Source organism: Rossellomorea aquimaris TF-12, assembly GCF_001648555.1.
GTDB classification, from domain to species: Bacteria; Bacillota; Bacilli; order Bacillales; family Bacillaceae_B; genus Rossellomorea; species Rossellomorea aquimaris.
This window is the reverse complement of record NZ_LQXM01000027.1, coordinates 251211-264113: the sequence shown is the minus strand read 5'-3', so window position 1 is coordinate 264113 and position 12903 is coordinate 251211. Positions and strand designations below refer to the sequence as shown.

At 39.5% G+C, this 12903-nt stretch carries 11 protein-coding genes; 9 read left to right on the top strand and 2 right to left on the bottom strand.

Going from position 1 to position 12903, the window contains the following annotated elements; translation table 11 throughout:
- Positions 1-8: 8 nt before the first annotated feature.
- From rbsB to IQI_RS10660, 3 genes are all read left to right on the top strand, one after another.
- A complete protein-coding gene (rbsB, locus tag IQI_RS10670) occupies positions 9-947 on the top strand; it encodes a ribose ABC transporter substrate-binding protein RbsB (RefSeq protein ID WP_064092621.1) in 939 nt (312 codons plus the stop codon).
- Between the two features lie 472 nt (positions 948-1419).
- Positions 1420-2274, top strand: coding sequence for a hypothetical protein (locus IQI_RS10665; protein ID WP_064092620.1), 855 nt, complete (start codon positions 1420-1422; stop codon positions 2272-2274).
- A 219-nt stretch (positions 2275-2493) separates the two neighbouring features.
- Positions 2494-3708: a TRAFs-binding domain-containing protein gene (locus IQI_RS10660; protein WP_064092619.1), complete on the top strand. Its 1215-nt coding sequence runs from the start codon at positions 2494-2496 to the stop codon at positions 3706-3708.
- 465 nt (positions 3709-4173) lie between these two features.
- On the opposite strand, the gene IQI_RS10655 is transcribed toward IQI_RS10660, so the two are convergent.
- Positions 4174-5502, bottom strand: a complete 1329-nt coding sequence (locus IQI_RS10655; protein ID WP_064092618.1) for a purine-cytosine permease family protein — start codon at positions 5500-5502, stop codon at positions 4174-4176.
- 242 nt (positions 5503-5744) lie between these two features.
- On the opposite strand from IQI_RS10655, the gene ald reads away from it, so the two are divergent.
- From ald to IQI_RS10635, 4 genes are all read left to right on the top strand, one after another.
- Positions 5745-6863 (top strand): alanine dehydrogenase, encoded by a 1119-nt coding sequence (gene ald / locus IQI_RS10650; protein ID WP_064092617.1) that lies wholly within the window; start codon positions 5745-5747, stop codon positions 6861-6863.
- Between the two features lie 212 nt (positions 6864-7075).
- Positions 7076-7753, top strand: coding sequence for a metal-dependent hydrolase (locus IQI_RS10645; protein WP_064092616.1), 678 nt, complete (start codon positions 7076-7078; stop codon positions 7751-7753).
- 547 nt (positions 7754-8300) lie between these two features.
- The gene (locus IQI_RS10640) at positions 8301-8546 is read left to right on the top strand and encodes a hypothetical protein (RefSeq protein ID WP_064092615.1); all 246 of its coding nucleotides are present in this window, start codon (positions 8301-8303) and stop codon (positions 8544-8546) included.
- A gap of 122 nt (positions 8547-8668) precedes the next feature.
- Positions 8669-9988, top strand: a complete 1320-nt coding sequence (locus tag IQI_RS10635; RefSeq protein ID WP_064092614.1) for a CBS domain-containing protein — start codon at positions 8669-8671, stop codon at positions 9986-9988.
- 257 nt (positions 9989-10245) lie between these two features.
- On the opposite strand, the gene IQI_RS10630 is transcribed toward IQI_RS10635, so the two are convergent.
- Entirely contained in the window at positions 10246-10551 is a 306-nt protein-coding gene (locus tag IQI_RS10630) for a YtpI family protein (protein ID WP_064092613.1), read from the bottom strand.
- Between the two features lie 91 nt (positions 10552-10642).
- On the opposite strand from IQI_RS10630, the gene IQI_RS10625 reads away from it, so the two are divergent.
- Entirely contained in the window at positions 10643-11581 is a 939-nt protein-coding gene (locus tag IQI_RS10625) for a DHH family phosphoesterase (RefSeq protein WP_064092612.1), read from the top strand.
- A gap of 425 nt (positions 11582-12006) precedes the next feature.
- The gene (locus tag IQI_RS10620; protein WP_064092611.1) at positions 12007-12555 is read left to right on the top strand and encodes a GNAT family N-acetyltransferase; all 549 of its coding nucleotides are present in this window, start codon (positions 12007-12009) and stop codon (positions 12553-12555) included.
- Positions 12556-12903 lie beyond the last annotated feature (348 nt).

Below are 12903 nucleotides of genomic sequence, written 5' to 3'. Positions count from 1 at the left end.
GGGATACTATGAAAAAAGCATGGTTACTACTAATCAGTTTATCACTCCTATTCCTAGGCGCCTGCTCCCTGCAGCCGCCGGAATGGGCAAAGCCAAATAAAAGCACAGATCCGGAAGACATTAAAATCGGACTATCTGTTTCAACCTTAAATAACCCATTCTTCGTCTCCATGAAAAACGGCGTGCAGGACGAAGCAAAGAAACAAGGCATGAAAGTGGTTGTCGTTGATGCCCAAAACGATGCAGCCAAACAAATCAATGACGTAGAAGACCTTATCCAGCAGGGCGTCGACGTCCTATTGATCAACCCGACGGATTCAGCGGCGATCTCAACAGCCGTACAATCTGCCAACAGTCTAGGTATTCCGGTTGTCACCCTTGACCGTTCAGCGGAAAAAGGAGACGTCGCGACACTCGTCAGCTCGGATAATGAAAAAGGCGGAGAAATGGCAGGGAAATACCTCGTCGAACAGCTTGGTGAAGGAGCAAAGGTTGCAGAACTTGAAGGTGTACCTGGAGCATCCGCCACCCGTGAGCGTGGAGCAGGATTCCACAACATCGCTGATGAAAAGCTTGATGTCGTGGCCAAGCAGACGGCGAACTTTGATCGTACTGAAGGATTGAATACGATGGAAAACCTGATTCAGGGGAATCCAGATATCAAAGCAGTGTTTGCTCATAACGATGAAATGGCATTGGGAGCACTGCAAGCGATTCAGAGTTCTGGTCGTGACGTTTTAGTCGTTGGATTTGATGGAAATGAGGATGCTATGAATAGTATTCGTAATGGTAACCTTTCAGCGACAGTTGCTCAGCAGCCTGAGAAGATTGGTCAGTTGGCCGTTCAGGCTGGGGCTGATGTGTTGTCAGGGAAGAGAGTGAAGGAGAAGATTCCGGTGCCGTTGAAGTTGGTGACGGAGGAGAACGTAGAAGACTCTTCAGAATAAATTGTAGTGGTAAACCTCATTCGTGCATTTGTGCGAATGAGGTTTTTTCCTTTGTTAATAAAAGTAGAGGAGAAAAGAATTCAGCTTTTCTTGCTTGCGTTGCTCCAAATGAGTTGGGTGTCGCCCTGTTTTTCAGATGATTAAGCCAAAATCATCTTTAAGATAACAAACCTGCTCTTCATTTTCCCCTCCAAAGAGATTTTCAACTAGGGATTTTGACGAGAAAAACCAAAAAACGCAGGAGTGTACCAATCATCAAGATTTGAACAAAACTACATTTTAACTCGCAATAAAATAGATTGTCAACACTAAAATTGTATTTTTATCAAAAAAATGCTATAATAATAACCTGTTGATTTTTTATATTGAACGTTTAGTTAAATATCTTATTTATTCCGTAGGGAAATTCAAACAGTTTTGTGAGCTTTTTAGGCAATAGTACCCGAGTTATTATACAAGGAGGACTAATATATTGAATTTAATCAATAAGAAAGTTACACATGAGCGGTTTGGTATGGGAAGTATCGTTAAACATAATGATACGGTAGTTGAAATACATTTCGCCTCGGAAAATAAAAAATTTGTTTACCCGGATGTATTTGGACAGCACTTGAAACTACATGATAAAAGTGCTGCCAATTCACTTGAAAAAATTTTACACGAGCAGGAAATGGAACGCAAAGAGGAAGAAATGCAGAAGGAAGAGGAAAAGGCACGGCAAAGAAAATACCAGGAGCTTCGAGTGGGTCACGAAAAACTTATGAAAAATCATAAACTTCATCCCGAATCGCAGATGGTTTACAAGTGCGATACAGAAGAACAGAATAGCTCCTTTTCAGATTGGACGGTTTCCTCTGGTGAAATAAAAAGTGGTACTAATAAGGGGAAGCCAAACAAGCCCAGTCGCTTACACCAAAACAGTGCGGTCCTGCTGACAGCGGTCGATCCCGGCATGCTTGAAAAAGACAGACGGATATTAGGTGTCTATATGGTGAAGGATAATTTCATCGGTAAACTTTGTGAAGATGGAAACATTCCTGCCCATTCCCATTACAGACTCCAACTTACAGACGAGGAATCGAATCAGATGCCTTTTTGGAAGTACTATGTCAATGAAAAATCCCCTCAAAAAACGACATGGAATACAGGTAAGTACCGTTATTTCGATAATTCGTGGATGGCTCAGATCTTGCGTGATATCGTTTCATTGAAAAGTGACACGGAGGAACAAGAGCTCGCACAACAATTTCTGGACCACTTCTCTAAGGTGAATCAAATAGTAGAGCAGGAGTTAAAAGAGCCAAATGGAGCATTATTGCGTGCTTAGATAATAACAGCGGGGGAACTCGCACATATAAGGTGTGTTAGGTTCACTGCGAATAGTGTTAAAAAGGGACAAGGCGGCCGCCTTGTCCCTTTTAGTGGTTTTTGGACACCTTACTTAGATACTTTAATTTAGATGATGCAGAGTTATTTGAGAATCTCAAAATAGTTAAAACTTTTTACCTGTTAAATTACCTCCCCATAAGGAAGATGTTTTGTAATTATGGGTTACGGTATTAAAACTGACCCATCAACAGGTAGGGAACTAAACTTAGATAAAACATATAAAAATATTATTAAACCAGCAGCAGAAGAGGCAGGGCTGGAATGTGTTAGGGCTGATGAAGTCAAACATTCTGGAATTATTGATGTACCAATGTATAACTTATTAGTAAGTGCCGATGTAGTAATTGCTGACTTATCTATTCAAAATACAAATGCTTTTTATGAACTAGGAGTAAGACATGCATTACGACCTAAAACAACTATTGCAATAGCTGAGAGTAAGCTTAAACCCCCATTTGATGTAAACCACACTGTTATCCACCAATATGAACATTTAGGGACAGATATTGGTTTTGATGAGGTTTTAAGATTTCGAGGAGAGCTTATCGAGACAATCAATGCTATTCTAGCTTCTGAAGAAATAGATAGTCCGGTATACACATATATAAAAGAATTAAAGCCGCCTGTACTAGATACTTCAATAGAAGAAAAAGATGGAAGTAGTGTTGAAGAAGAACCAAAAGAAACATTAGGGGGAATTATTGAAAATGCAATTTTAGCACTAGATAATGATGATTTTGTTAAGGCAAAAACTCTCCTCCAAGCAGCAAAATCAATTGACCCAAATAATGATTTTATTTTACAAAAGCTTGCAGTAGCAACCTATAAAAGCAAGTATCCCAATCACGTAGAAGCTCTAAGAGAGGCATTAACATTTATTGAACCTCTTGATTTACGAAATACAACAGACCCTGAAACTTTAGGGATAGCAGGTGCAATTTATAAACGTCTTTGGGAAGAACAAGATGATTTAGAGTATCTTGACAAATCTATTTTCTATTATGAGAAAGGATTTTATATTAAGAATGATTATTATAATGGAGTAAACTTAGCTTTCTTGTACAATATCAGATCAACTATTGAACAAGATAAAAATAATGCAATTGCCGATTTCATAATAGCCAACCGCATTAGAAATAAAATAATCAAAATTTGTTCGGCACTTTATAATGATGACAGTTTTAAAGATAGAAGTGACCAATATTGGATTGTTGCCACGTTAGAAGAAGCATATTTTGGATTAGGAAATAAAGATAAATATGATGAATTTAAAGAAGTTGCCATGTCACTCTCTAAGCAAAATTGGGAAAGGGAAACTACCGAATCTCAAATAATTAAAATTAGACGCTTACTAGAAAATTCAGTTATCTAGACCTGGAGTATAGAATCACTTAATTCATTATAATTTTTAAAGGAAATCTATTATAAAACTAATGGGTTCTTTTTGGTAGAGAAAACTACAAATAGCATGATAAATAGCAGGTCTAATTCGCATAGGAATTAGACCTGCTTTATTTGTTGTTACAACGATCTTCTTATGAAAGGACTGAAACTGCGAACACCAAAAACAAGATGGAAATCAAAGACAAAGATTTGTGCAAAGCTTATATAGAAAGTAGAAAAATAATAAATTAAGAAGAGTTGATGATAGCAGAATATGGACAGTGTTTTTTGGTATATTTGCCTTGATTGGGTTTTTAATTCTTATTATTGGTGAGATATTCTTCATTGACCGTGGCAAACCACTACCTGAAATTGTTTCGAAGATAGCCGAAACCTTTCACTGAGTTTTCTAAACGGTATTTTAAATGTTAAAACCAGGTCCCCTGGTCTTTACTTAACCAAGTTTTTGAACAGGTTTCTGTTCTTCCACCCTACTCCTTAATTTACTAATAACATATATAATAGAAGTCATAATAAAACAACTAAACCCCGGCGAAAAAGAATCAGGAATCACCAAATAAAACACCATCCCAATCACCAAAACATACAACGCCTCACGATTAAAATTCGACTCCCCACTCGCCAGCCGAACAAGCGCACTCTCAGAAATCCTCCCTTTCCTAATAACCAAATAATCAGCCACCACAATCGCAGAAATCGGAATGATCAGGATCCCGAGATAAGAAATATACTCCTGCGCATTATAAACCAACTGAGGAAATGAACTTAAAATAATACCGGCGACACTGAACAACAGTGCACTTTGAATCCGCGATAGGGATGGCAGTGCGTTAAGCAGACTGTATCCCCCTGTATACGCATTACTAAGATTAATAGAAATCATCGATACCATCGCACAAGCCGTGATCACCATGAGAAGCAGACTGGAGTCGGTCAGTTGACTCGCTGCCACGAATGGATTCAAATCCTTGAACAAGCTGGCACTCAAGCCTCCAAGTAGTGCCGTCATCATGAATCCGACGACGTTCCCTCCATAAAGTCCCCAGAATCCGTGACGGTCGCTCTTACTGTATCGGGTGATGTCTGATGATGCGCTCACGCCTGATATGTATTGGACGAAGACGAGGCTTGAATAGAATAGAAATGTTCCCACCGAGAACGGTTCCTGTCCTTGGTTTAGTGTCATAAGGGAGCCGCCTCCCTTAGAAAGGAATAAGTACAGAATAATCCCCTGACCGATTACTAGAATCGGAATGAATAGTTTAGTAGCTTTCTTGACTGCTTCAAAGCCAATTAAGGCAAGAAGGGTCATGATGATGGCGAGTCCAATGGCAACGGGTATGAATGGAATCGTATAGGGTGTTACTTTTTCCACCATGGAAATGACGACGAAGGTTCCGCCAATCGTTTGGACGCTGAACCAGTAGAGGGACGTCAGGGAACGAATGGGGGATGCGATGAGCATCGAAAGCCGGGTTCCGATGATGGATCGTAGGACGTATTGAGCGGGCAGGCCGTAACGGGAGCCAGGAAGAGACAGAAAGGATACAAACAGGAAGGCGACACTTGCCCCAAGCACCGTGCTCATGAAGGCTGCTTGAAAGGAAAGGCCACCTTCAAGAACCGCCAGTGCCGGGATGAGGAAGTTTCCTGCATTCACGGAGAAGGCGAGCTGTATGATGAAGTATTCGATCCAGGTGGTTGATTTTAATTCACTTGGAACTTTTTCGAGTCCGAGTTTTTCGATCATGGGTTGTTTCATGAAATAATCTCCTTTGGGTATACTAGGATGCATGGTTTCTATTTTAAAGAATTTTTGAAAAAAAGCGAAGAAATAATCATTTTATTTTTTCAAGAAAAATAGAGATATTTTCTTATTTATTTGTTAGAATGTAAGTGCTTACAAGGTGAGAAATTCCCCTTCGCTATTATATATGAATAATGTTATATTTATGAAGTAAATGCTCTAGTGGAGCAATAGTGCAATTAGGAGGTTGGCTTAGTATGCGAATTGGTGTACCAACGGAAATTAAGAATAATGAAAATCGGGTTGCCATGACCCCGGCTGGTGTTGTGAATTTGGTTCAATATGGACATGAGGTTTACATTGAAGCAGGAGCTGGATTAGGCTCAGGATTTACAGATGAAGATTACAAAGTAGCAGGTGGACATATCGTCGATTCTGCAGCGGAAGCATGGTCTATGGACATGGTTATGAAGGTAAAAGAGCCACTTCCAAGTGAGTACTCTTATTTCCGCGAAGGGCTTATCTTATTTACATATTTACATCTGGCGCCAGAACCGGAATTAACGAAAGCGTTAATTGACAATAAAGTCATCGGTATTGCGTATGAAACCGTTGAAGTAAATCGTACTCTTCCATTGTTAACTCCTATGAGTGAGGTTGCAGGAAGAATGGCTACTCAAATCGGAGCACAATTCCTGGAAAAAAATCATGGAGGTAAAGGTGTTTTACTTTCAGGTGTACCAGGAGTTCGTCGTAGTAAAGTGACGATTGTTGGCGGTGGAGTGGCAGGAACAAATGCTGCGAAAATGGCTGTTGGACTTGGAGCGAATGTCACCATTTTAGATTTAAATCCTGACCGTCTTCGTCAGCTTGATGATATCTTTGGCAGTGATGTGACGACTTTAATGTCTAATCCACTGAATATTGAACTAGCAGTGAGAGATTCTGACCTTGTTATCGGAGCCGTTCTGATTCCAGGTGCAAAAGCTCCGAAGCTGGTTACAGAAGATATGATCAAATCGATGACACCAGGTTCTGTGGTAGTCGATATCGCCATTGATCAAGGTGGGATTTTTGAAACAACAGATCGAATTACAACACATGATGACCCAACTTATGTTAAGCATGAAGTCGTTCATTATGCTGTGGCAAATATGCCGGGTGCAGTTCCTCGTACGTCTACGATTGCGTTAACAAACGTGACAGTGCCATATGCAATCCAAATTGCCAATAAAGGGTATAAGCTAGCTTGTTTAGACAATGAAGCACTCCTTAAAGGGATCAACACCTTAAATGGATATGTAACCTATCAAGCCGTAGCTGAAGCGCATGCTTTAGATTACTCAGATACAAGAACTCAATTACAACAACAATAAAACACCAAGGGCCGACTAGAAAGCTTTACTTCTAGTCGGCTTTTGTTTGTTCACAGGTCTTTGTTTGATCAATGCTTCTAAATTGTCGAAGGGGTGCCTTTTACAAAAATCGTCTTTTCTACTTTTAAATGGCTAAAATTCGGGTATACCATAAAAAGAGAAGAAAATAATAGAAGCTTATACTAGATACTAAAGTTTTTGGAGGAGATTATATGAAGATTTCATATCATGGACATTCAGTTGTGAAAATTAAAACGAAAGATCAGACCATATTAATTGATCCATTTATTAATGGAAATGAATTAACCGACCTAAAGGTAGAGGATGAGCATCCAGATGTGATTATTCTTACCCACGGACATAATGATCACGTCGGTGACACTGTTGAGTTAGCTAAAAAGAATGATTCATTGGTTATCGCCAATCATGAATTGGCAACCTATCTAAGCTGGCAATTAGTCAAAACCCACCCTATGCATATCGGTGGAGCCTACGAGTTTGATTTCGGTAAAGTGAAATTCACTCAAGCCTTTCATGGTTCTGGACTCATCACAGATGGAAACGAAATTATTTATATGGGAATGCCAGCAGGATTACTGTTAATGATCGAAGGAAAGACCATCTACCATGCTGGAGATACCGGCTTATTTTCAGACATGAAACTAATCGGTGAACGTCATCCAATCGATTTAGCTTTCCTACCTATTGGTGATAATTTCACCATGGGACCAGAAGATGCAGCCACTGCTGCAAGCTTCCTACAAGCAAAGAAAGTGGTACCGATCCACTATAACACCTTCCCGCCAATCAAGCAGGACCCAAACAAATTCGTTGAACTACTAGAATGCGAAGGTCAAGTAATGAACGCAGGAGATGTAATCGAATATTAATAGAAAAGGGGGGGATGGCATAAAGGGGGACTTTATACCATCCCCCCTTTTAAAAGTATTTATTTCAAGGAGTTTTATTTTATCATATGAGTTCTGCTAAGGGATCTGTCAACCACTTATAAGAATAGTTGTGACAGAGCTATATATTAAAAAAACCTTTATTCAAATCAGAAGTTTTAGTTCATATTTAGAAACCTACCACAGCTATCATGTGAAAAATAGTTTTCTAAATGTTTATTGTGTTTATTTTAGAATGATTTAAGAAACATACGCCGAGAAAGTTGATTGGAGCGGAAGATGCTCGACTCCTGCGGGAAAAGCGGGACAGGTGAGACCCCACAGGCGCAGCCGAGGAGGCTCACCGCCCGCCCCGCGGAAAGCGAGCATCCTGGAGCGAAATCAACTACTTCTCTCTCCTCTAAAATAGCAGCTACTTTTTAAGAAGATAGCTCTTAAAATAAACCCCATTATCAATAAATCATTATTTCACACAATATCTCCAACCATACAGCATATACATAATACAAGCTTAGAGAGGAGGAGTAGTGTGAAACAACGATACATTCTTTGTTTACTTATAACAGGAGCTCTCATTTATTATGCAGCACCGAGATTATCCATCTTTGCAGAAGGGCTGCAAGGATGGTTTGCTGCCAGCTGGCTCGTTCTTGCCACTTTTGTGATAGCTGGAAACCTAGCTGCCATTCTTTATGCACCGTTAAGAACCCCAAAAAGGAACCGGATAAAGGCAATCAATCAAACGAGAAAAAAGAAAGTACGTTCCTTGGGCTAACGGATAAATAAGAAAAAACAAAGGGGCTGACGACTCTGTCGGTCCCGATAAAATTGAAACACAAGGCTTTTCACATTATAATAAACGTATATAGCAGGACGTGATAAAGAAGGGTGAAAAGCTTGGCTACTAAACATGAACAAATACTTGAATACATAGATACCTTGCCGGTTGGAGAAAAAATTTCTGTTCGCCAAATTGCAAAAGCATTAAACGTTAGTGAAGGAACAGCTTATAGAGCAATAAAAGACGCGGAAACAAAAGGATACGTCAGTACAATCGAAAGAGTCGGAACCATACGAATTGAACAAAAAAAGAAAGAAAATATCGAGAAACTGACCTATGCAGAGGTCGTCAATATTATTGATGGACAAGTACTCGGTGGAAGATCAGGCTTACACAAAATGCTAAACAAATTTGTCATTGGTGCCATGAAGCTTGAGGCAATGATGAGATACACCGAAGCCGGGAACCTGTTAATTATCGGGAATCGAACACAAGCACAAGAGCACGCCTTAAGAGCAGGAGCAGCAGTCCTGATCACCGGTGGCTTCGATACAGAAGATCATGTAAAAAAACTAGCAGATGAATTAGAACTTCCTATTCTGTCTACTTCATATGACACATTTACAGTCGCCACCATGATTAATAGAGCCATCTATGATCAGTTAATTAAAAAAGAGATCGTACTAGTAGAAGATATTCTAACGAAAGCAGATAACACAGTGTATCTCCATTTAGATGATACGTTAGAAGAATGGTATGAGAAAAACCAATACACCTATCACAGTCGTTTCCCGGTAGTGGACCGTAATATGAAAGTGCACGGAATGGTTACCTCAAAGGATATTATGGGACAGGAAAAATACACAGGTATTGATAAAATCATGTCGAAGAATCCAATATCCGTCAGCCCTAATACGAGCGTTGCCTCTGCAGCTCATATGATGATTTGGGAAGGGATAGAAGTTTTACCCGTTGTGAATGATCAGAATAAGCTGCAAGGGATTATTAGCCGCCAGGACGTCTTAAAAGCCCTACAAATGATTCAACGACAGCCTCAAGTGGGAGAAACCATTGATGATATCATCAGTAGCGGAGTCGAGGTTTTAAGTGAAAAAAGAGGAGATAAAGAAATCTATCAATTTGCCGTAACTCCTCAAATGACGACAGGCATCGGGACCATATCTTATGGTGTGTTCACCACGATTATGACTGAGGCCGCCAATCGAGCCTTAAAGCCGTATAAAAAAGGCGACTTGGTTATTGAAAATATGACAATCTATTTCATTAAACCAGTTCAAATGGAAAGCATACTCGAAATTCACCCTAAGGTACTCGATGTAGGGAGGAAATTTGGTAAAGTAGATGTAGAGGTTTATAGTGATGGAGTGCTAGTAGGAAAGTCACTGATGATCTGTCAGCTAATTGATAGACATTAGACATAACAGAAGCCTCTTTTCGCAAAGATTGTTGAGTTAACACTAAGTTGATTGGAGCGGAAGGTGCTCGACTCCTGCGGGAAATGCGTGAAAGTTGAGACCCGCAGGGCATAGCCCGAGGAGGCTCAACTCACGCCTCGCGGAAAGCGAGCACCTGGAGTGGAAATCAACCACTCTCATCTATTTTTGCAACAAATTCTACGAAAAGAGCCAAACAAAAAAAGACTAGATCAATAAAGTCTAGTCTTAAAATGCTCTTACTTATTATCCAGTTCCTTTGCTTCTCTTTCAGCATAGGGTAGAACATGCTTGTACATCTTATAGCCTGCCCAGCAGCTTCCTAATCCGATAAGGATAAAGAGTCCACCTATAAAATAAGTAATCGTTGAAGGAAAAAGAAGCAACTGATTTAAACCAAATAAGGTTACAAAAAGTCCAAGAGCTATACTTGCTTTGGCAGATAGCCATTTCTTTTCCATAGGTCGTCTAGTTCTTACTTGCTTTATCTTATAGAAAATATAAAAAGTAAAGGCAAGAACGATGAAAAAAGCGAGAAAATACATATAATTGTCCTCCATTGTTGATCTCTCGCTACTATTTTACAGATATACGCAGAGAATGCCAAATGAAAATTCTAACTTAAAGGAGAATACCATGAAAGAGCAGATTTTAAATCTAATAAAACAGTATGAAACCATTATTGTACACCGACATGTTCGTCCTGACCCGGATGCTTACGGTTCCCAAGGTGGTCTGGTCGAAATGCTGAAAGCATCTTTTCCAGAAAAGAATATATACGCTGTGGGGAAAGAAGAAGAAACTCTCCATTATCTAAAACGATTAGATGTCATTGACGATAGTACTTTTCATGGAGCATTAATCATTGTTTGCGATACAGCGAATGAAGAAAGAATCTGTGACACTCGGTATTCATTAGGGGACAAATTAGTAAAAATTGATCACCATCCTAACGAAGACCCTTATGGAGATTATTTGTGGATTGATACTTCTGCAAGCTCAGTCAGTGAGATGATCTATGAATTCTATCAGTTTGGAAAAGATAAAGGCTTGGTCTTGCCTGATGATGGAGCACGATTACTGTTCGCAGGAATTGTAGGAGATACAGGGAGATTTCTCTATCCAAGCACCACGCAAACGACATTCGATATCGCTGGAGAGCTCATTAAATATGATTTTGATCGAAATGAATTATTCAATAGAATGTACGAAGTGGACTCTAATGTTATAAAGCTTCATGGATATGTTCTTCAAAATTTTGAAATGAATAGCGATGGTAGTGCCATCATGGTCATGACCAAAGATATACTGGAAAGATTTAATGTCGTTCCTTCAGAGGCTTCATTATTGGTCAGTACATTAGGAAATGTAAAAGGAATAAAAGCGTGGGTATTCTTTATTGAAGAAGACGATCAAATCAGAGTACGCTTGCGCTCAAAAGGTCCAGTCATCAATACCATTGCCAAAAAATACAATGGTGGAGGACACCCGCTGGCAGCTGGAGCATCCATCTATTCTTGGGAAGAAAAAGAAGAAGTGTTAAAAGACTTAAGTGAGGCTTGTAGAGCTTATTAATTTTTTGATAAACCTAATCATTCTAAAAGAAACTGTTCTGATAAACGGGTTTAATCAATAACGCTCTTTTTGCAAGGTGGCTGTTTTACAAAACAGAATTTAGAGTACACAACAAAAAAATACCACCTATCTATTTAAATTTAGATGTTTAAATGGATCCATGCCTAGAAAGTTGATTGGAGCGGAAGGTGCGAGACTCCTGTGGGAGAAGCGTGTAGGTGAGACCCCACAGGCGTAGCCGAGGAGGCTCACCACTCGCCCCGCGGAAAGCGAGCATCCTGGAGCGCAAATTAACTACTACTTTCTTCTCTCAAATAGCCGTCATTAAAAATAGCATAAAAAATCGAGAGTAAATCCCTAAGGCTTTATTCTCGATTTTTTTCATGTCATTTAAATGAAAAATCAACCGAAATGAGGAGTATGAAATGGTTAAATTTAAGACTATCGAGAGCTCTCGATTAATATTAAGAGCATTTAAAGATGATGATTTGGATCGTTTTGTACAATATCGATCAAATCCAAATGTGGCAAGATATCAATCCTGGGAAAACTTCACAAAAGAACAAGGGGTTACGTTCATACAAGAAATGACCCAAGCTTCATTTGATACTCCTGGTGGATATTATCAGATCGCATTAGAATTAAGAGAATCAAATGAACTAATTGGTGATTGCGTTGTCCACACCCTGGAAAATGATTCAAGGCAGGCAGAAATCGGTTTTACTCTAGACCCTCGTTTCCAAGGAGAAGGCTATGCCTATGAAGCCATGAATAGATTATTCAATCACTTGTTCCATGACTACAATAAACATAGAATTACCGCCATTACGGATGTGAAAAATGAGCCTTCAATCAACTTATTAGAAAGACTCGGAATGAGAAGAGAAGGCCACTTTATCCAAAACATTTGGTTCAAAGAAGAATGGGGAAGTGAGTACCTCTATGCTATTCTTAAAGAGGAATGGAATAAATAAAGGTTCTTTGTAAAAATCTCAATTTGAAAAACTTTGTTGATGCATTAGAGAAAAAACAAAAATAGATTGCAGTTAGAAGATGCTCACTCTTAAAGGGATTTCTAGACGCTCTATTCTTGCAGGAGTCATGTAGCTTCCAACCAAGTATATCAACAATAATCATTAGTAGAGCCTTTACGTAAAACATCAGCTTTTTTACTTGTAGCTCTGTTCATGGTATCTCCTAGTGATTGTAAGGGAATTTGCGAGACTCCTGCGGAAAAACGGGTAAGGCAAGACCCCGCAGCGAAGCGAGGAGGCTTGACCGCTCGTCCGCGGAAAGGGAGCGAATTCCCTTACAATCAAATA